Origin of the sequence: Catellatospora paridis (assembly GCF_009720365.1) — a bacterium.
GTDB classification, from domain to species: domain Bacteria; phylum Actinomycetota; class Actinomycetes; order Mycobacteriales; family Micromonosporaceae; genus Catellatospora; species Catellatospora paridis.
This window is the reverse complement of record NZ_WBZD01000021.1, coordinates 1-26,404: the sequence shown is the minus strand read 5'-3', so window position 1 is coordinate 26,404 and position 26,404 is coordinate 1. Positions and strand designations below refer to the sequence as shown.

Annotated in this window: 21 protein-coding genes; 8 read left to right on the top strand and 13 right to left on the bottom strand. The window is 70.6% G+C overall.

Features of this window, described 5'->3' with window-relative positions; all coding sequences use genetic code 11:
- The first annotated feature begins 448 nt into the window (after positions 1-448).
- Both F9C41_RS34035 and F9C41_RS34030 read left to right on the top strand, forming a co-directional pair.
- A complete protein-coding gene (locus tag F9C41_RS34035; protein WP_155391192.1) occupies positions 449-898 on the top strand; it encodes an SAM-dependent methyltransferase in 450 nt (149 codons plus the stop codon).
- Positions 899-1,111: 213 nt separating this feature from the next.
- Positions 1,112-1,804: a type 1 glutamine amidotransferase domain-containing protein gene (locus F9C41_RS34030; protein WP_155390962.1), complete on the top strand. Its 693-nt coding sequence runs from the start codon at positions 1,112-1,114 to the stop codon at positions 1,802-1,804.
- Between the two features lie 193 nt (positions 1,805-1,997).
- Here the strand turns inward: F9C41_RS34030 and F9C41_RS34025 are convergent, their stop codons facing one another.
- Positions 1,998-6,605 (bottom strand): galactose-binding domain-containing protein, encoded by a 4,608-nt coding sequence (locus tag F9C41_RS34025; RefSeq protein WP_155390961.1) that lies wholly within the window; start codon positions 6,603-6,605, stop codon positions 1,998-2,000.
- 462 nt (positions 6,606-7,067) lie between these two features.
- Positions 7,068-7,901 carry an alpha/beta fold hydrolase gene (locus tag F9C41_RS34020; protein ID WP_155390960.1) on the bottom strand — a complete coding sequence of 278 codons (834 nt, stop codon included), beginning with the start codon at positions 7,899-7,901 and terminating at the stop codon, positions 7,068-7,070.
- A 20-nt stretch (positions 7,902-7,921) separates the two neighbouring features.
- On the opposite strand from F9C41_RS34020, the gene F9C41_RS34015 reads away from it, so the two are divergent.
- Positions 7,922-9,004, top strand: coding sequence for a sigma-70 family RNA polymerase sigma factor (locus F9C41_RS34015; RefSeq protein ID WP_155390959.1), 1,083 nt, complete (start codon positions 7,922-7,924; stop codon positions 9,002-9,004).
- A gap of 24 nt (positions 9,005-9,028) precedes the next feature.
- Here the strand turns inward: F9C41_RS34015 and F9C41_RS34010 are convergent, their stop codons facing one another.
- The 3 genes from F9C41_RS34010 to F9C41_RS34000 form a co-directional block, all read right to left on the bottom strand.
- Positions 9,029-10,276 carry an MFS transporter gene (locus F9C41_RS34010; RefSeq protein ID WP_155390958.1) on the bottom strand — a complete coding sequence of 416 codons (1,248 nt, stop codon included), beginning with the start codon at positions 10,274-10,276 and terminating at the stop codon, positions 9,029-9,031.
- 136 nt (positions 10,277-10,412) lie between these two features.
- Entirely contained in the window at positions 10,413-10,862 is a 450-nt protein-coding gene (locus tag F9C41_RS34005) for a hypothetical protein (protein ID WP_155390957.1), read from the bottom strand.
- A gap of 249 nt (positions 10,863-11,111) precedes the next feature.
- Positions 11,112-11,663: a TetR/AcrR family transcriptional regulator gene (locus tag F9C41_RS34000; RefSeq protein ID WP_155390956.1), complete on the bottom strand. Its 552-nt coding sequence runs from the start codon at positions 11,661-11,663 to the stop codon at positions 11,112-11,114.
- A gap of 103 nt (positions 11,664-11,766) precedes the next feature.
- On the opposite strand from F9C41_RS34000, the gene F9C41_RS33995 reads away from it, so the two are divergent.
- Positions 11,767-13,023 (top strand): MFS transporter, encoded by a 1,257-nt coding sequence (locus F9C41_RS33995; protein ID WP_155390955.1) that lies wholly within the window; start codon positions 11,767-11,769, stop codon positions 13,021-13,023.
- Positions 13,024-13,085: 62 nt separating this feature from the next.
- Here the strand turns inward: F9C41_RS33995 and F9C41_RS33990 are convergent, their stop codons facing one another.
- Positions 13,086-13,829, bottom strand: coding sequence for a class I SAM-dependent methyltransferase (locus F9C41_RS33990; protein ID WP_230690244.1), 744 nt, complete (start codon positions 13,827-13,829; stop codon positions 13,086-13,088).
- Between the two features lie 108 nt (positions 13,830-13,937).
- Between F9C41_RS33990 and F9C41_RS33985 the strand changes: the two genes are divergently transcribed.
- Positions 13,938-14,798 (top strand): SAM-dependent methyltransferase, encoded by an 861-nt coding sequence (locus tag F9C41_RS33985; RefSeq protein ID WP_155390953.1) that lies wholly within the window; start codon positions 13,938-13,940, stop codon positions 14,796-14,798.
- 42 nt (positions 14,799-14,840) lie between these two features.
- Here F9C41_RS33985 and F9C41_RS33980 read toward each other — a convergent pair whose 3' ends face one another.
- From F9C41_RS33980 to F9C41_RS33960, 5 genes are all read right to left on the bottom strand, one after another.
- Complete coding sequence (locus F9C41_RS33980; protein WP_155390952.1) at positions 14,841-15,455, bottom strand: dihydrofolate reductase family protein; 615 nt, start codon at positions 15,453-15,455, stop codon at positions 14,841-14,843.
- A 49-nt stretch (positions 15,456-15,504) separates the two neighbouring features.
- Complete coding sequence (locus F9C41_RS33975; RefSeq protein ID WP_155390951.1) at positions 15,505-15,792, bottom strand: DUF1905 domain-containing protein; 288 nt, start codon at positions 15,790-15,792, stop codon at positions 15,505-15,507.
- 156 nt (positions 15,793-15,948) lie between these two features.
- Positions 15,949-17,667 carry an alpha/beta hydrolase gene (locus tag F9C41_RS33970; RefSeq protein ID WP_155390950.1) on the bottom strand — a complete coding sequence of 573 codons (1,719 nt, stop codon included), beginning with the start codon at positions 17,665-17,667 and terminating at the stop codon, positions 15,949-15,951.
- 130 nt (positions 17,668-17,797) lie between these two features.
- Positions 17,798-18,250, bottom strand: a complete 453-nt coding sequence (locus F9C41_RS33965) for a DUF3291 domain-containing protein (RefSeq protein WP_155390949.1) — start codon at positions 18,248-18,250, stop codon at positions 17,798-17,800.
- A gap of 32 nt (positions 18,251-18,282) precedes the next feature.
- Positions 18,283-18,909, bottom strand: a complete 627-nt coding sequence (locus F9C41_RS33960) for a helix-turn-helix transcriptional regulator (protein ID WP_155390948.1) — start codon at positions 18,907-18,909, stop codon at positions 18,283-18,285.
- A gap of 171 nt (positions 18,910-19,080) precedes the next feature.
- Between F9C41_RS33960 and F9C41_RS33955 the strand changes: the two genes are divergently transcribed.
- Positions 19,081-19,779 carry a hypothetical protein gene (locus tag F9C41_RS33955; RefSeq protein WP_155390947.1) on the top strand — a complete coding sequence of 233 codons (699 nt, stop codon included), beginning with the start codon at positions 19,081-19,083 and terminating at the stop codon, positions 19,777-19,779.
- Between the two features lie 64 nt (positions 19,780-19,843).
- On the opposite strand, the gene katG is transcribed toward F9C41_RS33955, so the two are convergent.
- Together katG and F9C41_RS33945 are read right to left on the bottom strand one after the other, a co-directional pair.
- Complete coding sequence (gene katG / locus F9C41_RS33950) at positions 19,844-22,072, bottom strand: catalase/peroxidase HPI (RefSeq protein ID WP_155390946.1); 2,229 nt, start codon at positions 22,070-22,072, stop codon at positions 19,844-19,846.
- 24 nt (positions 22,073-22,096) lie between these two features.
- Positions 22,097-22,510, bottom strand: coding sequence for a Fur family transcriptional regulator (locus F9C41_RS33945; protein WP_155391191.1), 414 nt, complete (start codon positions 22,508-22,510; stop codon positions 22,097-22,099).
- Positions 22,511-23,482: 972 nt separating this feature from the next.
- Between F9C41_RS33945 and F9C41_RS33940 the strand changes: the two genes are divergently transcribed.
- On the top strand, positions 23,483-25,012 hold the full coding sequence (locus tag F9C41_RS33940) for a sigma-70 family RNA polymerase sigma factor (protein ID WP_155390945.1): 1,530 nt from the start codon (positions 23,483-23,485) through the stop codon (positions 25,010-25,012).
- A gap of 472 nt (positions 25,013-25,484) precedes the next feature.
- On the top strand, positions 25,485-26,404 hold a 920-nt coding region (locus tag F9C41_RS33935), incomplete at its 3' end, for a non-reducing end alpha-L-arabinofuranosidase family hydrolase (RefSeq protein ID WP_196280086.1).

Here is a 26,404-nt window from a genome sequence, read left to right as displayed (position 1 = left end):
CACGGGAGGTTGCCTGAGGTCGGCGACTTGGCAAAATCATCGCGGAACCGTTCTACACGAACGCGGGCTGCCGGCAGGATTTCGTCGTGGACAACGTTCCCGATGGGCGGGGTGTCTACCTGATGGAAATCGGGCGCTGGCGGCACACCGTGTCGGAGGCGCAGCTCCGCACGAATACGGTGGAATTCATGCTGATCTAGCAGGCCTGCCGCGACTGGACCTCGTTCAGTGTCTGGGATATCGACCTTCCGTTCTGACAGGACTTCTCCAGGTCGACCCGGCACGGATGCGGGAATCTCGGGAATCTTCGGTGATCTTCGCGGGTTCTGCACTTCGGGCGCGGACCCGCGCCCGGGCGGTCCGCCTGCGGCCACGGACGCCGTATGCGCACCGCACGAGGCCGTCGAGGCGACGGGCAGCACCAGACAGGGAGAACACTGTGATCGACATGACGCCCGTCGGCATCGTCCACAACGGACGACTGGACCCGCAGAACTCCGACCACTGGGGCGGCGAGGAGAGCACCATCGTGGTCGACGTGCGCTTCGGTGACGCCGGCCTGACCGGCCTGGCCGACTTCTCCCACGTCGAGGTCCTGTTCTTCTTCGACCGGCTGGCCGAACGCGACGACTACGGCAAGCCGCTGCACCCCCGCGGCCGGACCGATCTGCCCGCGGTTGGCGTGTTCTCCGAACGCGGACCGCGGCGGCCCAACCGCATCGGCACCACCATCGCCGAGATCATCTCGGTGAACGGCCGGGAGCTGCGCGTACGCGGGCTCGACGCGATCGACGGCACTCCGGTCCTGGACATCAAACCCGTCATGCGCCAGTTCGTCCCCAGCGATGTCCGGCAGCCCGCGTGGGTGGACCAGATGATGTCCGAGTACTTCAGTTAGCCATGCAGGTAGCGGATACCTCGAAACAGGCCGAGTCACTCGGAGTCGGTGCCTAGACTTCGATGTTGATTACGCTTTCGTCGGCCTGCATCCAGGCCCGGTGCGTTCCAGGAATAACGCACAAGGATGTATGCATTTGGTGCATACATTGCGTTTTCGACATCCAAGGCGGATTGTTTCCCATTACCGTGCTCAAGTGAAGGCGAGATTCCCATGGGGAAGGTTCTCTTTGTGCTGAGCGGTGCGCAGTACTGGACCATGAAAGACGGGCACCGGCACCCCACCGGGTACTGGGCCGAGGAGTTCGTGGCCCCCTACACCGTGTTCACGCAAGCCGGTCACCAGGTCACGGTGGCCACTCCGGGCGGCGTGATCCCCACCGTGGACACGATGAGTCTGCGGCCCAGCATGACAGGCGGCGAGGAAACGTCCCTCCAGGAGGAGTCCGTCATCGAGGCGGCCGAAGAACTCCGCTACCCCGTCGCCATCAAGGACGTGCGCTTCGAGGACTACGACACCGTGTTCTACCCCGGCGGCCACGGGCCCATGGAGGACCTCGCCTACGACGCCGACTCCGCCAAGCTTCTCCGCGAGGCGTTGGCTTCGGGCAAGCACTTCGGCATCGTCTGCCACGCACCGTCCGCGATTCTTGCCACCCGTGACGAACACGGCGACACGCCGTTCGCGAACTACAGCCTCACCGGTTTCACCAACGACGAAGAAGCCGGCGTCGGCCTCGCCGACAAGGCCAAATGGCTGCTGGAGGACGAGCTGAGGAAGCTGCCCACCAACTACTCGCGCGGCCCGATGTGGGAGCCGTACCTGGTCACGGACCGCACCCTGCACACCGGCCAGAACCCGGCATCCGCCGGCCCGCTCGCGAAAGAGCTCGTCTCGGTGATCTGACCCGGGGTGAGTGGGCGTCGACATCGATCCGCACGAAATGCGAGCCCGCCTTTGAAAGAGATGGATGTTGCAGCGGCTTAGTCCCTCGCGCTGCAGATGCGGACCCTGCGCCGCAGCCGCAGATGACGGCAAGGCCGGGGCCCGTCGGCGTTGGTCGCCGACGGGCCCCGGTGGTGCGGTATCGCGAGCGGCGTCAGCTGCCCGAGAAGGTGAACGTCGAACCCGGCTGGGTCACGATGTTGCCGGTGCCCGAGTTCGTGATGGTGACGTTCGACAGCGTCGCGCTACCGCGGGCCTGGGCCATGGCCAGCATGCCCGCGCCGTTGTTCGACTTGTCGATCTTCACGTTGGTGATGACCACCCCCGGAAGCTCACCGGCCTTGAACTGGATGCCGTCGTACGTCGAGTCGTAGATCTCCGTGTCACGGATCGTGACGCCGGGGATCGCGACGGTCGCCGCGAACAGCGTGATCGCGCCGAACTCCTGGTCTTCGTTCCAGAAGGCGCCACCCGTGCGGTAGAGCGCGTTGTTGGCGATGAGCGTCTGACCCGTGAAGGGGATCGGGTCGTGGTCGGTCGCCAGCATGATGCCCGGGTAGTTCATGGTGTCGTAGATCAGGTTGTTCTCGATCTTGTTGCCGTAGCCGCCGTAGACCGCGATGCCGTTCGCCCGCCACGGCAGCTGCACCGTGTTGTTGACGAAGCGGTTGTCGTGGCCGATGTCGACCGAGGTGTCCTTCACGTACTTGCTGGCCCAGACCGCGAGCGCGTCGTCGCCGTTGTTGCGGAACGACGAGTTGAACACGGTCGAGTTGCGGGTGCCGTTGGTGAAGTTGATGCCGTCGGCGTACGTGTTGCGGATCCGCATGCCGCTGAACTCCAGCCCGTCACCGGGTCCCCACAGCTCGGTGATGTTGGAGTAGTCGCGGCCGACCCAGGCGCCGACGTTGGCGTGCTCGATCCACACGTTGGTGATCTTCGTGCCGACGCCGAGCCGGCCGTTGATGCCGACGCCGCCCTCGGCGTTGCCGTCACCGCCACGGATCCGGCCGGAGCCGAAGATGGCCAGGTCGGAGATGATGGTGTTCTTGTCGATGTCGAAGCCGAAGTTGCCCTCGTGCGGGTGGTTGATGCCCCCCGCGTTCTGGGGCTGGGTCAGCGTGTAGAGGCGGGAGTGCCACATGCCCGCGCCGCGGATGGTGACGTTGCTGATGCCCACCTGGTTGTGCGTCCCGCGGTTCAGCGGGTCGTCGGTGAGGATCTTCTGCTCCTGCCGCCACTGGCCGGCCGGGATCCAGACGCAGCTGATCTGCCCGTTCTGGTCGGCGGTCACCGCGGCCTGGATGGCCGCCGTGTCGTCGAGGCCGTCGTTGGGCACCGCGCCGTAGTTGGTGATCGAGGTGCACTCGGCCGGCTTGCTCAGCGCGGGCGCCACCTGCTCCAGGTCGACGAGATCGATGATGTAGAAGGAGGCGTTGTCGCCCGAGTCGCGCTGCAGCTTGAACTTCGTGCCCGGCGGGTACGACGTCGGCAGCAGGGCGTTGGACTCGTCGAACAGCCGCCGCGCGTTGGTCTGCGGGGTGTTGGACAGGCCCTCGGGGTCGTCGGTGGTGCCGTAGAGCCAGCTGTGCACCGAGGACAGGGTGAGCTTCCGATCGAAGACACCGTTGATGTAGAGGCTGATCGTGTAGTCCTGGCCTCCGCCGCCGGCGGCGTCGGGGACCGAGTTGCGGACGACGATCGAGTTGGCCTGGTTGGTCGAGGTGAACTCGACGTACTGGCCCTGGGTGTTGAGGCGCACCGACTTGCGGCCCGAGGACTCGGTGGCGAAGTTGGTGTGCCCGAAGGTGCGCAGCGCGTCCGTCTCCAGCAGGGTGCCCTGGTAGGCGGCGGACTCGGCCTCGTACGAGGTGTACGGGACGGCGGCACCGCGGCCGACGACGATCGACTGAGTCAGCGAGTTGTTGGTCTCGTTGGTCTCGGCCACGACGTTGGTCGCGTCGGCGCTGGCCGTGATGGTCGCGCCGCCGCTGGTGGCGGTCCAGGTGCCATTGACGGCCACGTTGACGGTGGCGCCCGCGGCGACCGAGGCGGTGTTGGTGTTGAGGGTGGTGGAGCCGACCGTCACCCGGGTGACCGTGGTGACGCCGGTGGCCGTGGTGCCGCGGTTGTTGAGGGTCACGGTGAAGCTGACCGCCGCGCCGACGGCCGGGTTGGCCGGGTTGGTGGAGATCCCGGTGACCTGCAGGTCGGGGCCGGGGGCCTGGGCCACGACGAGGTTGCTCGCGGCGTTGGCGGTGTTGTTGTTCTCGTTCTTCTCGGTCACCGTGCTGGCGTTGTCGGCGCGGGCGCTGATCGCGTACGAGCCCTGGCCCAGCGTGCCGATCGGCAGGCTGACCGACTGCGAGCCGCCCGCCGCGATGGCCGCGACGTCGACGGTGCCCTTGAGCGCGCCGTCGAGGTACAGGCCGACCTTGGAGGCGGGGGCGGACAGGTCGCCGATGTTGTTGACGGTGGCGGTCAGCGAGATGCTGGACGCCTCGTTCGGCGAGGACGGGGTCCACGACACGTTGCTGACGGTGAGGTCAGGGTTCGGCGCGGGGGTGCCGCACACCTCGAACTCCGCGACCTGGCCCGAGGGGGCGCCGGTGTTGGAGTTGAAGGACAGCCGCACGTCGGCGGTGGTCGCCGAGACGGGGACGTTCACCACGTTGTTGCCCTGGGTGAACTGGTAGCTCGCCGCCGACACCAGGTTGGTGTAGGTGGAGGAGGACTGCTCGCGGCCCAGGATCTGGAAGTTCTGGGTACGCGTGCCCCACGAGGCGTCCGGGTTCAGCTTGACGTTGACCTGGGTGATCGTGTGGTTGCCGCCCAGCGCCACGGTCAGGGTCGCCGGGTAGCCGCCGCCCTCCCAGTAGGTGGCGAGCTGCCCGTCGTTGGCCTTGTCCGGGGTGAACGTGAACGTGGAGCCGTTCGCGGTCATGGTCTTGCCGGACGCGACGTTGACGCAGCCGGGGGGCTGGGTGCCGGTGCGGGTGACGGTGTTGCTGTTGCCGGACAGGTTGCCCGCGTTGTCGCGCGCCCGCACGAAGTAGGACACGGTCGCCGTGGCCGGCTGCGAGTCCTGGTAGGTGAGCACGGTGCCGAGGGTGGCGATCAGGCCGCCGTCGCGGTACACGTTGTAGCCGGCCAGGCCGCTGCCGGAGCCGTCGTTCGACGCGCCCCAGTTCAGGGTGATCGTGGTGCCCGAGGTGCTCTGGGTCAGGTTCGACGGCACGGTCGGCGCGGTGACGTCGCCGCCGGGGCGGGTCACGGTGTTGCTGTTGCCGGAGGTGTTGCCGGCATTGTCACGGGCCCGCACGTAGTACGACACGGTGGCCGAGGCGGCCTGGGTGTCGTTCCAGGTGGTGACGGTGCCGACCTGCGCGGCCAGGGCGCCGTTGCGGAACACGTCGTAGCCCGCCAGGCCGCTGCCGCCCGCGTTGTCGGTCGACGCGCCCCAGTTGAGCGTGATCGTCGTGCCGGACGTGGTGTGGCTCAGCGTGCCGGGCACGCTCGGCGGGGTGGTGTCGGGCGTGGTCCCGTTGCGGGTGACCGTGTTGCTGTTGGCGGAGACGTTGCCCGCGTTGTCGCGCGCCCGTACGTAGTAGGACACGGTCGCCGTGGTCGGTTGGGTGTCCTGCCAGGTGGTGACGGCGCCGACCTGCGCGGCCAGCGCGCCGTTGCGGTAGACGTCGTAGCCCGCGAGGCCGCTGCCGTCGGAGTTGTCGGTCGACGCGCCCCAGTTCAGGGTGATCGTCGTGCCGGACGCGCCGAGGGTCAGGTTCGACGGCACGCTGGGGGCGGTGGTGTCGGGGGTGCCGCCGCCGGGGCCGTACACCTCGATCTCGGAGAGCTGGCCCGCCGGCCACGCGGAGTTGGCGGTGATGTTGATCCGCACGTACCGGGTGGTGGTCTGGGTGAAGTTGATCGTCACCGAGTTTCCGGCCACGGCCGGGTTGAAGGTGTACGACGCCGAGCCGACGACGTCGGTGAACGTCGAGCCGTTGGTGCTGCCCTGGACCGCGAGGGTCTGCGAGCGGGTGCCCCAGCCGGAGGTCGGCAGCTTCAGCACGACGCGGTTGACCGCGACGGCCGAGCCGAGGTCGACGGTCGTCCACTCCGGGAAGGAGTTGTTGACGCTCTCCCAGTAGGTGCCCTGGTTGCCGTCGACGGTGCGGCCCGAGTCGTAGACGTCGGCGTGACCGCTCTCGGTCGTCGGGCGGCCCTGGGCGAGGTTGGTCGACGAGCTGGCGGTGCCGTAGATCTCCAGCTCGGACAGCTGCGCGGCGGCCCAGCCGGTGTTGGCGCTGACGTTGACGCGCACGTAGCGCGGCGAGGTCGCCGGGAAGTTGATGGTCACCGAGTTGTTGGCGACCGACGGGTTGAAGCTGTAGCCCTGCGAGGCGACGATGTCGCTGAAGCTGGAGCCGTTGGTGCTGCCCTGGATGGACAGGGTCTGGGTGCGGGTGCCCCAGCCGGCGGGCAGCTTCAGCACCACCTGGTCGATGGCGGTGGCGGCGCCGAGGTCGAGCTGCGCCCACTGCGGCAGGGAGCCGGAGCTCTCCCAGTAGCTGCCCTGGTTGCCGTCGTTGAGGTTGCCGGTCACGTAGGGGCCGTTGACCGAGCTGGCGGAGGTGGACTTGCCGAGGCTGAGGTTGGGCCCGCCGGCCGCTTGCGCGACGGCTGCCCACCCGGCCGTGGCGATCATGGCAGCGGCGACCGCGGTCGCCACCGCCCTGATCGGATTCCTGGTTCTCATGGTTGTCCTTTGTCACGGAGGGACGTTCCGCGTGTGGAGGGGGTCCACAGGCGTGCGGTGAAACGGGGTGCCCGAACAGCCGCGACGGCGAGCGGGACCGCGCGGTTGATGTTTTGCAGGCGTGGTGTAACCGGTGACGTGGCGCGGGCGTGAACTCAGCCCGGGCCGCGTGGGGGTGATCGACCAGTGCGTACGAAAGCCGACGTCATACCGGGCCTCTCCCGAAACGGATGGAGAACACCGGCAGGTGAGCGGCCTGCAGGGAACTTGCACAAGCTCTCGACAAAACTAAACATCGGTTTGTCGAAATCTTGCACTGCGTTGGGAGCAACGTTACCGACACGTCACGAACACGTCAACACTTCGACAGTCGTGAGCAGACGAACGGATGAGAAGCGCCTACGACGACATGGCCATCCGGATGGAATCCGGATGGCCATGTGTCCATTGTCGACGCTCCGCTCAGCTCGCGGCCAGCACCTCACGCAGTCGCACGGCGAATGCCGCCGGGTCGTCGGCGAAGCCGAAGTGATCGCCGGGGAACATCGTCGGCTCGATGTCCAACTGCGCGGCGAGCGCCCGCGAGGTGCGATCACAGAGCTGGCCGGTGGAGTCCTCGCCGATGCCGACCACGACCCGGGTGCCGTTCGCGCGCAGCGCCGCCGTGTCCGGGATGAAGCTGACGGTGGGCAGCAGCATGTGCGCGTACTGGAAGTGCTCGTCGGCGACCGACTGCTCGTCGCGCTCGCCGCCGACGATGGCCTCGAACACCGGCGGGGGCAGCTCGATGTTCGCGATCTTCAGGAACTTCGCGAACGCGCCCCTCGGGTCCCCACCGAGGTACGTGGCGATCATGTCGTCGGTCTGCTCGCGCAGCTGAACCCGGTCCTCGACCAGCTCGTCCAGCGGCGGCTCGTGCGCGATGACCGTGCCCACCAGCTCGGGACGGGTCTCGGCGAGGGCCAGCGCGCTGACCGCCCCGCCGCTGGAGCCCAGCACCACGGCCGGGCCGGCGTCGAGGTGGGCGATCAGCCTGGCCAGGTCGTCGCCGCGTTGCCGGGGCGTCGAATCCTGGTCGCGGTCGTCGACCGAGCTGCGGAAGATGCCCCGCGGGTCGGTGGTCAGCACCAGGTGGTCGGCGGCCCCTAGCTCGGCCAGCGGGGTGAAGGCCCGGCCGTCCATGGGTGCCCCGATGAGCACCACCAGCGGCCCCGCGCCCCGCACCTCGTAGTGCAGCGCAGCGCCGGGCACCTCCAGGGTGCCGGTCGTGACGGGGACGGTCGAAGTGTCGTTCATCAGGTCTCCTAGCAGGTGATATGGCACTCGTACCTGATAAAGACCGACAGCGTGCGGCAGAATCGTCGCTTGTGAGCGAACTTTCGTCCGCCGTGGCCGGGGACGCCGACCTGGCCCTGGCGCGGGGCGGGGACGACGCCGCGTTCACCCGGCTCGTCGAGCCGCTGCGGCCTCAGCTGCACGCGCACTGCTACCGGATGCTCGGCTCGACCCACGACGCCGACGACGCGCTGCAGGACGCACTGCTGCGGGCCTGGCGCGGGCTGGCGGGCTTCGCCGGGCGCGGCTCGCTGCGGGCCTGGCTCTACACCGTCGCCACCCGCACCTGCCTGGACCTCGTCGAGGCCCGCGGCCGCCGGGCGCTGCCGATGGACCTCGGCCCGTCCAGCGCCCACGCCGTGGTCGGCGACACCCCGCTGACCGAGGTCGCCTGGCTCGGCCCGTACCCCGACGCGGGTCTGGGCGCCGCGCCGGCCGGGCCGGGCGCGCGCTACGAGCAGCGCGAGGCGGTCGAGCTGGCGTTCGTCGCCGCGCTGCAGCACCTGCCCGGCAACCAGCGGGCGGCGCTGCTGCTGTTCGAGGTGCTGGGCTTCTCCGTCGCCGAGATCGCCGCGATCATGGACACCTCGACCACCTCGGTGAACTCCGCGCTGGCCCGGGCCCGCCGGATCGTCGCGGAGAAGGCGCCCTCCCCCAGCCAGCAGCAGACCCTGCGCAAGATCGGCGACGCGCGGGTGCGCGACGTCGTGCACCGGTTCGCCCAGGCGCTGGAGCGCGGCGACGCCGACGCCCTGATCACGCTGCTGGTCGAGGACGTCACCTGGTCCATGCCGCCGCTGCCGCACTGGTATCACGGCCTGGCCGCGGTCACCGACTTCGCGGTGCGGATCCCGCTGACCGCGTGCGGCTCCTGGCGGCACCTGCCGGTCAGCGCCAATGGCCAGCCCGCAGTGGCCTGCTACCTGCGCCCCGCCGCCACGGGCGAGCACGTGGCCTGGTCGGTCAACGTGCTGACCCTGCGCGACGACCGCATCGCCGAGGTCACCGCGTTCATCGGGACCGAGCATTTCGCCGTGTTCGGCCTGCCCGCCGCCCTGCCCTGAGCCGATCGGGCGCCGCGTGTGCGCTCACGCGGTCGCGGGAACCACTTCCTCGTCGGCGTGGGCGATGCGGGTCATCTCGCGCCACAGCAGCACCACGAAGGCCGCCGAACCGGCGAAGGCGAACCAGAACGGCGCGGTGACTCCGTAGTAGGTGGCCAGCACGCCGCCGATCACCGAGCCGACGACCAGGCCGCCGAAGACGGCGATGGTGTTGAGGCTGTTCACCCGGCCCTGCAGCTGCTCGGGCACGGCCCGCTGGCGCACCGTGACCGAGGTGGTGCCCCAGACGAACGCGTGCGCCCCGAACACGAAGAAGATCGCCGAGGCCAGCACCGGTGAGGTGGTCACGGCGAGACCGAGGTGGGTCAGGGTCTCGATGATCAGCCCGACGCGCATCACGTTGCCCAGGCTCACCCGGCGTGTGATCGCGCCGTAGAGCGCGGTGCCGAGCAGGCCGCCGACCGCCGAGACCGTGGTGAGCAGGCCGAACCCGATGGCGCCGAGGCCGAGCTGCTCCTGGGCGTAGAGCACGAGCACCGACCAGGCCGCCCCGAAGGTCACGTTGAAGATCAGAATCGTGAGCACGAGGGTACGCACGGCCGCGTGGTTCACCGTCCAGCGGAACCCCTCGGCGACGTCACGCCGCAGGCTGCGCCGCGCACCGTCCGGTCGCTCGCGGGCCGGCAGCCGCACCCGCGACACCAGCACCACGCCCGCGGCTACGAGCACGACCTCGGCCGCGAACGGCCACGCGGTGCCCGCGGCGAACAGCGCCGCCCCGATCGGCGGGCCGATCAGCTGATTGAGCGTGATGAACCCGGTCTGCAGCCGGGCGTTGGCGATCGCCAGGTCGTCGCGGTGCACCAGCATCGGCGTCAGCGTGCCGGCGGTGTTGTCGGCGAACACCTCGGCGACGGTCAGCAGGCCCAGCGCCGCCAGCGCGCCGAGCGCCGTCAGCGTCCCGGTGAGCATCATGGCCACCAGGACGGCCAGCACCAGGACCCGGGCTGCGTTCGCCGCGATCATGATGCGGCGGCGGTCGAGCCGGTCCGACAGCACGCCGGCGTACAGGCCGAACATCAGCGGCGGGGCCCATCGCAGCAGCGCAGCCAGCGAGATCAGGAACGGGTCGTCGGTCAGCGAGGTGACCAGCAGCGGCCCGGCCGCGAGCGCCACCCCGTCGCCGAGGTTGCTCGACCAGGACGAGGCCAGCAGCCAGCGATAGCCCGCGCCGAGCCGGGCGGGCACGACGGAGTCGACTACCTTGCGCACAAGGTCGAGACCCTACGGGGACACGTCGCCCGGCCGCAACGCGTATTCATCGGCTCGCGAAGCCGATCACTTGTGCCCGACGCCGTCAGGGCCGCCGCACCGATTCCGGTGCGGCGGCCCTGACGGTCGTCGGCTGCTAGCGGGTGGACAGCCGCTCGTCCGACTCGGCGTCGGCGGCGTCTCGGGTGAGCTTGGCCTCCCGGGCCGCCCGGGCGGCCTCGGCCTCCCGCTCGGCGTCGGCGGCACCGGCCTCGGCGGCGCGCTGCGCGGCCAGTTCCGTGGCGATGCTTTCGTGCCTGCGCTTCAGGTCGAGGTTCTCGGCCCGCTGCGCCTGCAGCTCGCGGCGCGCCGTGAGGCGGCGACGGGCGCGCCGCCCGGCTCCGCCGAACAGCATGGACAGCCCGACGAGGATCAGGGCGCCGGCGGCCGCACCGATGAGGAAGACCTCGCCGACCGTGAGCGCGGCCTGGTAGCCGAACAGCTCGACCGTGCCCACCGACGTGGTGAACAGGCCGTCATTGTCCATGAAGGCCACGAGCGCCAGTCCGGCCAGGCCGAATACCAGCAGCAATCCGAGCAGAATCATGGTTATGCCTCCTGCGTGCCGACAGCGGTGTTGGTTGGTGATGTCGGCACGCAGATACCCGGCGGGCGCGGTCGTAAACGGCTGCGCAAACGAACGTTCCCCGCCGACCACGGGGGAAGTCGGCGGGGAACATCCATGACGATACTCCTCCGAGCCCGAGCGTGAAAGTCCCGGTGCGAAGCCGTTCGTTCAGATTTCTGATCCGCATCGGAGCTGCCCGGGCACCCTCCGTCGTGATCGGATGCCGGTTCAGCGACCCGCGAACAGCCGGTTCACCAGGTCGGCGGCCAGGTCGGCCTGGTCGAGGCTCCAGGGCCGGAACAGCACGCGGTACACGATGGGTGCGATGACGTGGTCGATCACGTCGTCGACGGGCACCCCGCCGCCGGCCCGCTCGACCAGCAGGGTGGCCTCGGCCCGGCGGTTGCGCAGGCAGTCCGAGTCGCCGGCGCCGGCCGCGGCCGCTCCGCCGCGCAGCATCGCCGCCGCCGCCGGCTGCCGGAAGTGCTCGATGATCTCCTGCGCCCAGTCGATCAGGTCCGCCCGCAGGTCGCCGGTGTCCGGCAGGGGTCGGTCCGGCGACATCCGGTACGTCGCCAGGTCGTTGATCATGGAGGCGGCGTCACCCCAGCGACGGTAGACGCTGGTCGGGTTGACCCCGGCGCGTTCGGCCACCATCGGGATGGTCACCTGCGCGGCGCCGCGCTCCTGCACCAGTTCCTCGACCGCCGAGCGCACCGCGGCCAGCACGGCGGCGCTGCGGCCGCCGGTGCGCCGGGCGGGGCTGGATGTGGCAGACATGACTCCCATCCTAACGCAGAAATATTTGCTTTAACTCCGGCGCTGTAGGTACGGTCGCCTACGACTTAAACGCAATGATCTTTGCTTTAGGGAGCGCCATTTCATGACCATCGCCGACCGGGCCCTCTATCGGCCCCGCCACGCCACGCAGACCGCCCGCCGGTCATTGTCGCCGACCGTGGCCTTCCTCGGCACGGCGCTCGCCTTCGCCTCGCTGTACCTCGCCGCGGGCGCGCCGACCCCACTGTTCGTGCTGTACCAGCGGCAGTGGGGCTTCGCGCCGTCCATGCTCACCGTGGCCTTCGCCGCGTACGCCTTCGCGCTGCTCGTCGCCCTGCTGGTGGCCGGCTCGCTGTCCGACCACGTCGGCCGGCGTCCGGTGCTCGTCGGAGCCCTGCTGGTCGAGCTGGTCTCGATGCTGATGTTCGTGTTCGCGCCGAACCTCGGCTGGATCATCGCTGCCCGCGTCGTGCAGGGCCTGGCCACCGGCGCGGCCAGCAGCGCCTTCACCGCCGCGCTGCTGGAGGTGGCCCCGCCGCGCTACCGCCGGTGGGGTTCGCTGATCGGCAGCGTCGCCCCGGCGGGCGGCCTCGGCCTGGGCGCGCTGCTCACCGGCGCCGCGGTCCAGTTCACCCACTCCGCCAGCCTGATCGTGTTCGGCACGCTCACCGTGATCATGGCGGCGGGCACGGTCGTGCTCTTCCTGTCCGCCGAGACGTCCGCGCCCCGGCCCGGTGCGCTGGGCTCGCTCGTGCCCCGGGTGACCGTGCCGCACCCGGCCCGGCGCGAGTTCACCGCCGCCGTCCCCGTGCACCTGGCGTCCTGGATGATGGCCGGCCTGTTCATGGGCCTGGGGCCGACCATCGTGCGCGGCGTCTTCCACCTCGACAGCGGACTGCTCAACGGCGCGACGGCGTTCGTCGCCCCGGGCGCGGCGGCCGTCGCGGGCGTCCTGACCGGGCGGCTGCACGGCCGCCGGGCGACCCTGCTCGGCACCGCCGGGGTGCTCGTCGGCACGGTGATCGTCGCAGCCGGGATCGCCGCGGGCCTGCTGCCCGTGGTCTGGCTCGGCGCGGCGGTCAGCGGGCTCGGCTTCGGCTCGGCGTTCGGCGGCGCGCTGCGCCTGGTCGGCCCGCACGCCCAGCCGCACCAGCGCGGCGGGCTGTTCGCCGCGGTGTTCCTGGTGGCATACCTGTCGTTCGGGCTGCCGCTGATCGTCGCCGGTCAGGGTGTCGCGTTGCTCGGTCTGCAGCCCACCGTGCTGACCTACAGCGCGGTCGCCGTGCTCGTCGCCGCGGCGGGCCTGCTCACCCAGCTGCGACTGCGCCGCCGGGAGGCCCTGCTGCCGGCTACCGCGTGACCCTGGCGCCCCGCGCTGACGTAGCGCGGGGCGCTTGGTGGTCAGCGCGGCGGGCAGGCGGCTCAGCGTGGTCTGGCGGTCAGCAGGAAACGGTGGCTGTGCACGCGCAGCGTTTCGCCCGTGGCGAGCCGTTCGTGCAGCGCGCGCAGCCGGGTCTCGTACGACGTGGGGTCGAAGTCCGGGATCTGCCAAGGCGTGAGCCGCAGCAGCAGCACGACCGCGCCGATGTCGTGCAGCACCCCGCCGGCCAGCTCCTCCCGCCGGTCGGCCACGGCGAATCCCGCCTGCTCCAGCTCGCGGGCCGCGGTGTCGAGGTCCCAGGTCCGATAGGTGTGCGGCGGGGCGCCGAGAGCGGCGTTCAGCTCCGCCAGGTCCCGGCCGCCGACCTGCTGGGTGACGAACAGCCTGCCCGGGGCGAGCACGCGGCGGACCTCCGCCGGCACGTACGCCCCGTGCCTGCTGAGCACCAGGTCGAACGCGCCGTCGTCGAACGGCAGCCGGCCCGGGCCCGCCGAGACGTCGGCGACCCGGACGCCGAGCGGCCCCAGCCGCCGCCGCGCGACCGCGACGTTGGGCGGGTAGGCCTCGGTGGCCGCCGTCACCGGCGGCAGCGGCGCGAGCGAGGACAGGAACTCGCCGCCACCGGTGCACAGGTCGAGCAGCGACGCCGCGGACCGCAGCGGCTGCCCGACGACCTCGCGGTAGTCCCACGACGGCGCACCCTGCGTGTAGCGTCCATCCAGGACACCGAAGTCCCAGCCCTCGAATGCGGCGTCGGCCGCGGCGTCGACCAGCTCCCGAAACATCACGGCCGACAGGCTAGATGCGGCCCCGTTGCCGTCGCGCGCCATATATGGCCGCGCATGCCGTCGTCACCGCGCGACACGGGCCGCGAGCGTCTACAGTAGGCGGCCATGACCTCCCAGGCGGATGCGGCAGCGGGTGCCGAGCGGGTACGCCGCTACTACGACAACAACGCCGCCGCGTTCGAGCGGCTCGGGCAAGGCGGCGCATCCATCCACCGTGCCGTATGGGGTCCCGGGGTGGCCACCCGGGCGCAGGCCTTCCACCACGTGGACGAACTCCTGCTCGACACCCTGCCGCCCGACCTGGCGCGACCGTCGGTAGTGGACCTCGGCTGCGGGCTCGGTGCGAGCCTGCTCTACCTCGCGGCCCGGACCGACCTGACCGGCGAGGGCATCACCATCAGCCCGCTGCAGGCCGCACGGGCGGCCGAACTGATCGCCGAAGCGGGGCTGGACTCCCGCGTACGCTGCCGCGAGGGCAACTACCTGGCCGTGCCCGAAGACCTGGCCGGCACCGCCGACCTGACGTTCTCCATCGAGGCGTTCATCCACAGCCCCGACGCCGACGGCTACTTCCGCGAAGCCGCCCGCACCCTGCGGCCCGGCGGTCGGCTCGTGATCTGCGACGACTTCCTCACCTCCGCCGCCACGCACGATTCGCCGCGGGCCGCCCGCCGGATGGCGGAGTTCCGCACCGGCTGGCACGTCGGCTCGCTGCTGACCGTCGGCCAGGTGCGCACCATGGCTGCCGGGCACGGCCTGGAGCTGGTGCGCGACCTGGACCTGACACCGTTTCTGGAGCTGCGCCGCCCGCGGGACCGCTGGATCAGCGCGCTGCTGTCGGTGGGCCGCGTGTTCCGCCCGACCGGGCTCTACTGGCAGTCGCTGGTCGGCGGCGACGCGTTGCAGTGGGCGCTGATCCACGACCTGCTCAGCTACCGCTTCCTCGAACTGCGCCGCCGCGGCTGACCGGGGCGCGGCCCCGTCACGCGGGGCCGCGCCGGTCCCCGGTCACTCGACCTCCATGGAGCCGTACTCGGGGACCCCGGCGAGTTCGAGGGTCTGCATCGTCACGCCGGTCGGGGTCGACGTGACGTCGGCCAGCCGGAACCGCGACGGCGTACGCCCCTCGGCGAACAGCCGTTTGCCCGAGCCGAGCACGACCGGGAAGACGATGAGCCGGACCAGGTCGATCAGACCGGCGTCGAACAGGGTCTGGGCGAGCGCGCCGCTGCCGTGGATCTGCAGTTCCCGGCCGGGCTGCTCCTTGAGCTTGGCGACCTCGGCCACCACGTCCCCGCCGAGCACGGTGCTGTGGTGCCAGTCGGCGCCGGTCAACGTGCGCGAGGCGACGTACTTGGGCAGCGTGTTGAGGGCGGCCGCGATCGGGTCGTCCGGGTCGGTGGACCTCGGCCAGGCCTCGGCGAAGATGTCGTAGGTGCGCCGGCCCAGCAGGAACGCGTCGACCTCGCCGAAGACGCCGGTGACGTAGCCGCCCAGGACGTCGTCGAAGAAGGGCACCACCCAGCCGCCGTGCACGAAGCCGTCGGTGGTGTCCTCGGCCGGGCCGCCGGGGCCCTGGTACACGCCGTCGAGGGTCACGAACTCGGTGAGTGTCAGTCTCATACCGGGTATGACGAAGCGGCCGCCCGGAAGTCATCGGTCCGGGCGGGATTCATGCGTCGACGTCCAGCCGGACCGTCACCATGTCACCGGCGTCGAGCCCCTCGGCTCGGCGCACCACGGCCTTGACCGGCACGAGGTAGCGCCCGTCCTTGGGGAACAGTGAGGTCGTCCAGCCTGTCGCGCCGATCCGGGCGGTCACCGGGATCATGCCCCAGCCGTAGCTGACCTGCGACGACGCGTCCTGCAGCGCCTGGCACTGCGCTTCGGGCACGGTCACGAAATACCAGGGCGCGGGGCCTCTCCAGAACCAGATCTCGCCGCTGAACTCCATGTCCATGGGGCCAGGATAACGAGACCTACCGACATGCCCGTCCGCTGCGGACCCGGGTGCCTGGCCGTCGTGGCGCTGCCCGGCCGGGGCTCGTCAACCGGTGCTCGGACGGCGTCTGGCGTGAACGCCTGGCAGGCGGGTGCGCCTGCCAGGCGTCCATGGTCACGACGACGATCCGCGGGGGACCTTGCTGCGGCCGCGCGAGCGTTTCGGGTCGGGCGGCTCGTGCCGGATGGGTGGCTGCGGGTGATCGCTGGCCGCGGGAGCCGGAGCGCCCTTCTTGCGCGAGCCGCGCCCCCGACCGGCGGGCTTCGCCGCCCGCTCGACGCTCGGCACCGCCTCGACCCCGTCAGGCGACGGCGGCATGGTGCCGACCCCGTTGAGCGACGCCGACGGCACGGGCTCGGATCCGTTGCCCGACACCGACGGCACGGGTTCGGACCGGTCCGGCGACGCCGACGGCACGGGCTTGGACCCGTTGGGCGACACCGACGGCACAGGCTTGGACCCGTTGGGCGACGCCGACGGCACAGGCTGGGGTGAGGGTTTGGGCTGCTCTGGCGGCTCCACCGGCTCGACGGCAGGCATCGGTCCGCGATTGATCCGGCCGTCCACGTCGATGATCCACTGCTCGGAGGGGAAGGCTTCGCCACGCACCCGGGCCGCGAGCCAGTCGGCCACCAGGCCCGACGCCGACGGGCCCAGGCGCGCCGACGGCACGCCGCCGATGTGATGGGGCGAGTCCTGATAGATCACCAGCTGCCGTGGACCCTGCACCGCGTCGAGCAGGTCACGGGTCCAGTCGACCGGGCTGAGCTCGTCGTCCTCCCCCGCGACCGCCAGGTACGGCATGCGGATGCGTTCGGCGTGCCCTCCGCAGGTCAGCGTCCGGGTGAACCGGTCGAACTCCGCCTCGTCGGTGTGCCCGGTCATGTACATGAAGCGCATCTTGTAGGTAGGCGACGCCTCCTCGAACGCGGTCGTCCAGCCTGGCTCGTGGCAGACCTCCACGACGGCGCAGGCGCGGATCCGGGGTTCGTTCGCGGCCACGATGGTCGCGGCGAACGAGCCGAAGCCGCTGCCGGTCAGCACGACCTGCGCCGGGTCGACCTCGGCCCGGCCGGCCAGCCAGTCCAGGACCGCCGGGCCGACCTGCACCCAGGCGGGCACGCTGAAGTGGGTGCCGAGCATCGCGCACTCGTACTGGCCCGGTCCCTCCATCGCGAGCACGGCGAAGCCGCGGCTGAGGAACCGGTCGCCGTGCAGGGCCACCGTGGCCTCTTTGCAGCTGTCCAGGTCGGGCACCACGACGGCCACCGGGATCCGGCCGCCGGTGTATCCGGGCGGCAGGTGCAGCCAGGCCGGCAGCGAGCCGCGGTGGGCGCCGGGGAACGGGATCGACACCGCTTCGACGTGGTGGTCGGCGAGTTCGGCATAGCGGCTGTAGCAGGCGCGTTTGCGCTCGTGGCGATCCCGGTCGGCGTCGTCCTCGGCGTGGCCGGGCCACTGCGCCGCGCTCCAGTGCACGGCGGCGATGAAGTAGTTCTCGCGAGCGGTGACCAGGTCGCCCATGGCCTCGGCGGTGCGGGCGCGGGCCTCCCGGTGGCGGGCGGCCGCTGCGAACGCGGGCGCGATGGCGGCGTAGGTGCGCGCTTGGCGGCGGATGTCGGCGAAGTCGGCGGCGGCCTCGGTGCCGCAGGCCGCGTTCCAGTGCACCGTGCGGGGGTGGTCCCAGTCGACGCCGCGTTCGGCGATGGCGGACGCCCACCGCTGCCGTTCCGCGATCCAGCGTCTGACCGGCGGCAGCGTGCTCCCGGACTGGTCGTGCTGATCCACGGTGTTGCCGGCCGCCCTGGTCTGGTCGGCGAGAATCCTGTCCATCCCGGCTCCTCTCCTTGCGACCAATCTGCCCTGGTTCAGCCACCGAAGTGACTGATTCAGGCAGATCAGGCGTAAATCGGCACGCGGGGCGGCGCGTTCCGGTCCCCCTCGGCGCGGTGCCGGGCCTCGATCAGGCGGGCGTGCCGGACGGCTCGTGGAAGTCCTTGAAGGTGAACGCGTCCGGCCCGGGACCGTGCTCGGCGAGCCGGGCGAGCCGCGCCAGGCCCTGCGCCGCGGTCGGCAGGTGCCCGTCCGGCACCCACCACATCACGCTGTGCACCTCGACCGTCCGCGCAAACCACTCCCTGCGCCGCTGCAACACGGCGAGGTGGCGGGTCCGGTAGACGTAGTTCCACAGGTCCTGCCGGGTACGCCAGACCGACATGTTGATCAGCAGGTCGTCACCGGAGTCGTGCCGGTAGGCCACCGCGGAGTCGGTGTCCGACGCCGTGAACCGCCACACGAATCCGGGCGCGTCGTCGGCCAGCGCGTTGATCGGTTCGAGGAGGGCGACGAATTCGGCCACCTCCGGGGCGTCGAGCGGGGCGACCAGCCGCCCGACGTTCAGCTGCGCGAGATGCATGGATCGAGGGGACCATCCGCCCGGTGTCTATGTCAACGGGATTTGTTTTTAGAAAACGAGACGCAGCACTCGTCCGGCCGCGGATCCAGTTCCGCGGTCGCGTCCCCACCCGCGATCCCCTGGCACAGCGCCAGGTTCATCGAGCACACGAGCAGCGGCTGCGCCTGCGCGACCTGCCGGAAGGGACAGTTGCGCAGACGCACCCGGTCACCGTCGGGATAGGGCTCGTAGCCGCGCGCCCGCAGCGTCGACAGCCACGCGCCGGGCTCGTGCAGGCGCGCGCCGGCCGCGCCGGCCGCCGCCACCGCGCGGTCGTCCGCGGCCGTGTCGTGCACCGCCTCGGCCAGCAGCGCCGCGAGCTGCTCGTAGTCGCGATGGGGCAGGGTGACCGTCCGCGCGATGCTCCCCCGGCGGTAGACCTTCGCCGGACGCCCGCCGCCCGGCCCGGGCCTGGCCTCGGTCAGCCGCATGAAGTCGACCTCCAGCAGGCCGGCCTCGGCGAGCTTGTCCAGGTGAAAGGCGGCGAGGGTACGCGAGATCCCCGTCTGCTGGGCGGCCTCGTTGCGCCCGACCGCCCGGCCCTGGGCCGCGACGTAGTCGTAGAGCGCCCGGCGCACCGGGTCGTGCAGCGCGGCCACCGCGGCGAGATCGTCGGTCACCCCCGAAGTGTGCCTGCTGACCAGGCGGGGGGCTAACCGCGGGTGCTCCCGCCGGCTGACCGGGTGACACGGGAGACCGCCGGGCCAGGCTCGCGACGGGCCGGTGTGACGGGCGTCCGATGTGGATGACGTGCTTGGCGCATCGTTGCCCGCACATGTGAAACTCCAGTGGTGACGCTGCCTCCACCGCCGAATCCCCCCGGCTACCCGGGCGCCGCCCCCTGGGAACCGGGCGTGGGCGCCCCGCCGCCACCGCCGAAGAAGAACAACACGCCTCTCATCATCGGCCTGATCGCGGGCGTGGTGGTGCTGTGCCTGGTCGGCCTCTGCGGGGGCGGCTTGGCCTACAACTACCTCAACGACGACGAGAGCCCCGCTGCGGGCGGGCCGTCGCTGTCGACACAGCAGACCGGCCGCCCTGCCCCGTCCGACCTGTACTCCCCGCCCGAGGTGGTCCCGACGACCGAGGCCGCGCTGCCCGCGCCGGCCGCCGTCGGGGACTGCATCTCCGTGGACGTGAAGGGCGCCTTCCTCGGGCTCGGCAACTGCAACGGCTCGAGCGGGACCTACCGGGTCCTGTCCATCGACCGGGCGCAGGGCACCTGCTCCGACCCGGACGGGGCCTGGATCACCACCGGCGGCTACCGGCTCTGCCTGGAGCTGTACCTGGTGCGCAACTACTGCTACAAGCTGCCGACGGAGACCGACTTCGCCGTCGCCGCGACCAAGTGCAAGGACAAGGGCACCGTGCACATCGTCGACATCGTGCCCGGCGGTGCGAACGGCGACAAGTGCACCAAGGACTACAAGTGGAACCACTGGTACCGGTTCACCCACCCGACGGTCGTGTACTGCGTCATGAAGTACTGACGTCCGCTCCGGCACGACGAAGCCCGCCGACGTCGATCGTCGGCGGGCTTCGTCGTCGTCAGGATCAGGCGAGGTCGTAGCGGTCCAGGTTCATGACCTTGACCCACGCCGCGACGAAGTCGCGCACGAACTTCGCCTTCGCGTCGTCGCTGGCGTAGACCTCGGCGAGCGCCCGCAGCTCCGAGTTGGAGCCGAAGACCAGGTCGGCCCGGCTGCCGGTCCACTTGACCTTGCCGGTGGCGAGGTCGACACCCTCGAAGGTGTCCTCCCCCGGCACGGCCTTCCACGCGGTGCCCAGGTCGAGCAGGTTCGCGAAGAAGTCGTTGGTCAGCGTGCCCGGCGTGTCGGTGAGCACGCCGACCGTGGACTGCTTGGTGTTCGCGCCGAGCACCCGCAGGCCGCCGACGAGCACCGTCAGCTCCGGCGCGCTCAGCGTGAGCAGGTTGGCCCGGTCGATCAGCAGGTACTCGGCCGGCAGGCGGTTGCCCTTGCCCAGGTGGTTGCGGAAGCCGTCGGCGGTCGGTTCGAGCGCGGCGAACGACTCCGCGTCGGTCTGCTCCTGCGAGGCGTCGGTGCGACCCGGCGTGAAGGGGACCTCGACGGCGTGGCCGGCGTTCGCGGCGGCCTGCTCGACGGCGGCGGACCCGCCCAGCACGATCAGGTCGGCCAGCGAGACCTTCTTGCCGCCGGTCTGGGCGGCGTTGAACGCCTGCTGGACGCCCGCCAGCGCGTGCAGCACGCGGGCCAGCTGGTCCGGGTCGTTGACCTCCCAGCCGCTCTGCGGCTCGAGGCGGACGCGCGCGCCGTTGGCGCCGCCGCGCTTGTCACTGCCACGGAACGTCGACGCCGACGCCCACGCGGCCGAGACCAGCTCGGACACCGACAGCCCGGTGCCCAGGAGCTGGGCCTTGAGTGCCGCGACGTCGGCCGCGTCGACGAGCTCGTGGTCGACCGCCGGGAGCGGGTCCTGCCAGATCAGCGTCTCGGCCGGGACCTCGGGGCCGAGGTAGCGGGCGATCGGGCCCATGTCGCGGTGGGTCAGCTTGAACCACGCCCGGGCGAACGCGTCGGCCAGCTCGGCCGGGTTGGCCAGGAAGCGGCGCGAGATCTGCTCGTAGACCGGGTCGAAGCGCAGCGCCAGGTCGGTGGTCAGCATCGTCGGGGCGTGAGTCTTGGACGAGTCGTGCGCGTCGGGCACGGTGCCCGCGCCCGCGCCGCCCTTCGGCTTCCACTGGTGCGCGCCGGCCGGGCTCTTGGACAGCTCCCACTCGTACCCGAAAAGGATCTCGAAGAAGCTGTTGTCCCACGCCGTCGGCGTGTTGGTCCACGCGCCCTCGAGTCCGCTGGTGATCGCGTCGCCGCCCACGCCGGTGCCGAAGGTGCTCTTCCAGCCCAGGCCCTGCGCCTCGATCGGCGCACCCTCGGGCTCGGGGCCGACGTGGTCGGTGGTGCCCGCGCCGTGGGTCTTGCCGAAGGTGTGGCCGCCGGCGATCAGCGCGACGGTCTCCTCGTCGTTCATCGCCATCCGGCCGAACGTCTCGCGGATGTCGCGGGCCGAGGCGATCGGGTCCGGGTTGCCGTTCGGGCCCTCCGGGTTGACGTAGATGAGGCCCATCTGCACGGCGGCGAGCGGGTTCTCCAGCTCGCGGTCGCCGGTGTAGCGCTCGTCGCCGAGCCAGGTGGTCTCCGGGCCCCAGTAGACGTCGGTGTCGGGCTCCCAGACGTCCGGGCGGCCGCCGGCGAAGCCGAAGGTCTGGAAGCCCATCGACTCCAGCGCCACGTTGCCGGTGAGGATCATCAGGTCGGCCCACGAGATGGCCTGGCCGTACTTCTTCTTGACCGGCCACAGCAGGCGGCGGGCCTTGTCCAGGTTGCCGTTGTCCGGCCAGCTGTTGAGCGGCGCGAAACGCTGCATGCCGGCTCCGGCGCCGCCGCGGCCGTCGCTGATCCGGTAGGTGCCGGCGCTGTGCCACGCCATGCGGACCATGAACGGACCGTAGTGGCCGTAGTCGGCCGGCCACCAGTCCTGGGACGTGGTCAGCACCTCCGCGATGTCCCGCTTCACGGCCGCGAGGTCGAGGCCTCCGAAGGCCTCCGCGTAGTCGAAGTCGGCACCCAGCGGGTTGGCCACGGCCGGGTTCTTCGCCAGGATCTTCAGGTTGAGCTGGTTCGGCCACCAGCCGCGATTGCCGTCACCCTGGGTCGGGTGGGGCGCGCGTCCGTGCGCCACCGGGCAGCGCGACTCGGCCCCGGCCTCGGCGTCGTGGACGACGGCTTCGTGGTTCTCAGACATCGGATTCCTTCCGTGACTTGCGGATCAGGTGGATCGGGAACTGCCTGCGGTGGAACAGCCGGGACACCGGCCCCAGAAGACGACCTCGGCCTCGTCGACCGAGAAGCCGTTGCCGTCCGACGCGGTCAGGCAGGGCGCGTCGCCGACGGCGCAGTCGACGTCGGCGATGAGCCCGCACTCCCGGCAGACCATGTGGTGGTGGTTGTCACCGACCCGGGACTCGTAGCGGGCCACGGAGCCGGCCGGCTGGATGCGTCGCACCAGGCCCGCGGCCGTCAGCGCCTGCAGTGAGTCGTACACGGCCTGGTGGGACACCTCGGGCAGGCCGCGGCGCACCGCGCCGATGATCGAGTCGGTGTCGGCGTGCGGGTGCGCGAGGACCGCGCCCAGCACCGCGACCCGTGGCCGGGTCACGCGCAACGCGACTCCGCGCAGCATCTGCTCGAAGTCCAGAGTCGCGGGCACGTCCCGTAGTCTGGTCGGCTTTCTGGAATGAGTCAAGAATAAGCGGCTGATCTTGTCTCGTGTCGACCGGCGAACGCCGTTCCCGGCACGTCAGAACGGTCCAGATGCCGTGAAAGCATAATAAAGCGCCCGGCACGCGGTCGGGTCGAGCGACTCGGGGCGCTCCCCGATGCCCGGCGTGGCGCGCCAGGCGCGGCCCAGTCCGTTTCCGCGCAGCGGGCAACACAGCCCTCGCAGGCGATCAGCAGTTCCATGGGCCGGCCTTCGTCGCGCGCCAGACCGTGGAACGTCGCCACCACGCATTCCGAGCAGCAGTCGGCACGCATCCCGGTGGCAGGTGGGGACGGTCGTAGGGAGAGATGTCGGGCGGTAGGTCGTAGGGAAGGGCTGGGGCGGGACGGCTCGGCAGACGAGGGAGCGGGGCGACGCGACCTCGAAAACTTTGATCGATATCAGCCTATATCTGTCACTCCTGTCATACCGCGGCACGCACTTCGTGAATCCACAGGCGGCTCGGCGAAATCCGGCCACCGACCGGCAGGGACCGGTCCTATCGATATTCGACGAGATTGCCAGAATGTTTCGCCGCTATCAAGAGGCACTCGTCAACTCGGCCCGGCGCCACCATTCTCCCGCCACCTCATCACCCGCAAACCTGGAGTATGAGCAGCGAGCGGCCCTCATGGAAGCCATTCGAAACCGCATGAGAACTTCTTCAGCGACTTTCCATACAGGATCTGCATAACACTTTCCCGCACTCGACTTCCGAGCACATCCCAGGGAAAAGTTGTCGCGAAGAAGTGTTATGCGACGCATGGCTCGGTGGTCGCATACCGCGATGGGCCGGAACTCGAACTTCCACAGCCGGTCACCGGCATCTTGACGCGATGCCCGGAACTCCGTCAGAGTCAACCACCCGATCCACCGACGACAGCGATGCGGAGAATGCCACCCAACGACTCGAACGAGGCGGCGCTCGTCGTCGCAGCGCAGGCCGGTGACCGCCGGGCGCTCGACACCCTGATCGAGGCGTATCTCCCGTTCGTCTACACCATCGCGCGCAGAGCCCTCGACGCCGAGGACGACGCCGACGACGTCGTGCAGGACTCCATGCTGCGCGCGGTGCGAGAACTGCGCGGACTGCGCACGCCGGAGAGCTTCCGCGCATGGCTGGGCGCGATCGCCGTCCGGCAGGTCAGCACCCATCTACACCGAAGGCGCACCGCCGACCGGCACGCCGCCGACCTGGCCGACCTGGTCGGCACGCCTGACGCGGACGCGCCCTTCGAAGGGCTGACGATGCTGCGGCTGGGCGTCTCCCAGCAACGACGCCAGGCGGCACGCGCCGCGCACTGGCTCGACCACGACGACCGGCTGCTGCTGTCACTGTGGTGGCTGGAGGTGGCCGGCCAGCTGACGCGCACCGAACTGGCGAGCGCGATCGGGGTCAGCGTCGCCCACGCCGGGGTGCGCGTCCAGCGCATGCGCCGGCAGTTCGACGGCTGTCGCGCCCTGATGGCGGCGCTCGACGCCCGACCCCGCTGCCTCGATCTCGACGGTCTCGTGGCGAGCTGGGACGGCGTGCCGGGCGCGACCTGGCGCAAGCGGCTGACCCGGCACGTCCAGGCGTGCCGCACCTGCACCCCGGCCGCCGACGAGTTGCCGGCCGCCGAGCAGTTGCTCATCGGACTCGCGCTGCTACCCGTCCCCATCGCGCTCAGCGCGGCCGTGCTCGGCAAGGGCGGGCTGGCGACGGCGGCCTCGGCGACCGCGCTGACCGGGGCCGCCAAAGCGGGCATGCTCGGGCACCTGACGAAGGCGCTGGCAGCTCATCCGATCGCGACGCTCGCCGTGACGGGTTCCGTGATCGCGGGCAGCACACTGGGCGTGATGACCTGGCCTACAGCCGCGCCGCCGCCACCCCCGCCGGTCGCGGCTCCGCAATCCTCGGCCGCCGCGAACCCGCCGAGTCCCTCCCCCCGGCGCCCCAGCCCGAGCCCGGCTGCACCGAGCCCCGCCCGGAGCCCGGCGCGGGTGCTGGCGGTCGGGCCGACCTCGCTGGAGGCCGGTGACGGGACCGGGCTCTTCGTCACGACCACCGCCGCCCTCGGCGTGCTGACCCCGCTGTCGAGCGCCAGCGGCATCTCGGCCCGTCAGCAGGCCACGTTCCTGGTCGTGGCGGGCCTGGCCGATCCGAAGTGCTTCTCCTTCCGCAGCCCGGACGGCCGCTACCTGCGCCACGCGTCCTGGCGGCTGCGGCTGAACCCGAACGAGGGCACCGCGCTCTTCGAGGGGGACGCCACGTTCTGCGTACGCCCCGGGTCGTCGGTCACGACGGTCCTGCTCGAATCCTCGAACTATCCCGGCTGGTTCCTGCACCGACGGGGCAGCGAGCTGTGGGTCGACCAATCCGACGGCACCGCCGCCTTCCGCGCCGCCAGTTCCTTCCGGATCCGGCCACCGCTGGCGGGTTAGCTCGCCGCAGCAGCCCGACCGGGTCGTGTCCGGTCGGGCGGCACGAAAGTGCGTTGACGTCGGCCGATGTTCCGTCAGGCGCGCCGCGCATTCCGAAACATTTTCGCCGGTATTGACGGCAGCGTTGTTATCGTTCACATTCGACTGACGGGACGGCTGGACACACGAGCGTCACAGCGTCATCAGCACCATCCGGAGCAGGGCGACGTCTTTCATGACGTGCTCCATGGTGCGTTTGTGACCGATAACTGAGTCCCCCCGTGATCTTCCTCGCAACCGCATCCGTGGACGGCCGCACTCATCGGCCGGCCCACGGCGCTGCGCCGCGTCCTCGACCGGCCGACTGGCCGCACCGACAACGAAGGAGGATGCCGTGACCGGCATCAGCACCATCACGCCACCCGTCTCCCGGCGACAAGCCTGGCGCGCGGCATTGATCACCGTAGTGGTCACCGCCCTGGTCAGCGCGGGCATGATCGCCCTGGCAGGCAACCGTGCCCAGGCCGCCACCGTGGACACCGGCGCGTGGTACATCCTGGTCAACCGCAACAGCGGCAAAGCCCTCGACGTGTACAACTTCTCCACCGCCGACGGCGGCCGCATCACCCAATGGACCCGAGGCACCGCCAACAACCAGCAATGGCAGTTCGTCGACTCCGGCAGCGGCTACTACCGCCTCAAGTCCCGCCACTCCGGCAAGGTCCTCGACGTCTACAACTTCTCCACCGCCAACGGCGGCGCGATCGTCCAGTGGGCCGACAACAACAGCAACAACCAGCAGTGGCGCCTGGCCGACTCCGCCGGCGGCTACGTCCGCCTGATCAGCCGCCACAGCAACAAGGCCCTCGAAGTCCAGGGCGCATCCACCGCCGACGGCGCCAACATCGTCCAGTACGACGACTGGGGCGGCAACAACCAGCAATGGCAGCTCGTCCAGGTCGGCAGCACCCCGCCGTCGAGCCCGCCGCCCTCCAGCCCACCGCCCAGCGGCTCGTGCACGCTTCCCTCGAGCTACCGCTGGACGTCGACGGGTGTGCTGGCGACCCCGAAGTCGGGCTGGGTCTCGCTCAAGGACTTCACCACCGCCCCCTACAACGGCAGGCAACTCGTCTACGCCACCACCCACGACAACGGATCGACCTGGGGCTCGATGAACTTCAGCCTGCTCACCAACTGGTCCGACATGGCCTCGGCCAGCCAGAACACCATGTCGTCGGCCACCGTCGCACCGTCGCTGTTCTACTTCGCGCCCCGCAACATCTGGGTCCTCGCATACCAGTGGGGCGGACCCGCCTTCTCCTACCGCACCTCCAGCGACCCCACCAACCCCAACGGCTGGTCCTCCCCGCAGACCCTGTTCTCCGGCACCATCTCCGGCTCCGGCACCGGACC

Coding starts and splice junctions, on each gene's coding strand:
- F9C41_RS34020 (WP_155390960.1), bottom strand. CDS start 7,901: ATGAACGACACTTCGACCGTCCCCGTCACGACCGGCACCCTGGAGGTG.
- F9C41_RS33965 (WP_155390949.1), bottom strand. CDS start 18,250: ATGCATCTCGCGCAGCTGAACGTCGGGCGGCTGGTCGCCCCGCTCGAC.
- F9C41_RS34025 (WP_155390961.1), bottom strand. CDS start 6,605: ATGAGAACCAGGAATCCGATCAGGGCGGTGGCGACCGCGGTCGCCGCT.
- katG (WP_155390946.1), bottom strand. CDS start 22,072: ATGTCTGAGAACCACGAAGCCGTCGTCCACGACGCCGAGGCCGGGGCC.
- F9C41_RS33940 (WP_155390945.1), top strand. CDS start 23,483: ATGCCACCCAACGACTCGAACGAGGCGGCGCTCGTCGTCGCAGCGCAG.
- F9C41_RS34030 (WP_155390962.1), top strand. CDS start 1,112: ATGGGGAAGGTTCTCTTTGTGCTGAGCGGTGCGCAGTACTGGACCATG.
- F9C41_RS33990 (WP_230690244.1), bottom strand. CDS start 13,829: ATGTTTCGGGAGCTGGTCGACGCCGCGGCCGACGCCGCATTCGAGGGC.
- F9C41_RS34035 (WP_155391192.1), top strand. CDS start 449: ATGACGCCCGTCGGCATCGTCCACAACGGACGACTGGACCCGCAGAAC.
- F9C41_RS33945 (WP_155391191.1), bottom strand. CDS start 22,510: ATGCTGCGCGGAGTCGCGTTGCGCGTGACCCGGCCACGGGTCGCGGTG.
- F9C41_RS33970 (WP_155390950.1), bottom strand. CDS start 17,667: ATGGACAGGATTCTCGCCGACCAGACCAGGGCGGCCGGCAACACCGTG.
- F9C41_RS33975 (WP_155390951.1), bottom strand. CDS start 15,792: ATGGACATGGAGTTCAGCGGCGAGATCTGGTTCTGGAGAGGCCCCGCG.
- F9C41_RS33985 (WP_155390953.1), top strand. CDS start 13,938: ATGACCTCCCAGGCGGATGCGGCAGCGGGTGCCGAGCGGGTACGCCGC.
- F9C41_RS34000 (WP_155390956.1), bottom strand. CDS start 11,663: ATGTCTGCCACATCCAGCCCCGCCCGGCGCACCGGCGGCCGCAGCGCC.
- F9C41_RS34015 (WP_155390959.1), top strand. CDS start 7,922: ATGGCACTCGTACCTGATAAAGACCGACAGCGTGCGGCAGAATCGTCG.
- F9C41_RS34005 (WP_155390957.1), bottom strand. CDS start 10,862: ATGATTCTGCTCGGATTGCTGCTGGTATTCGGCCTGGCCGGACTGGCG.
- F9C41_RS33995 (WP_155390955.1), top strand. CDS start 11,767: ATGACCATCGCCGACCGGGCCCTCTATCGGCCCCGCCACGCCACGCAG.
- F9C41_RS33980 (WP_155390952.1), bottom strand. CDS start 15,455: ATGAGACTGACACTCACCGAGTTCGTGACCCTCGACGGCGTGTACCAG.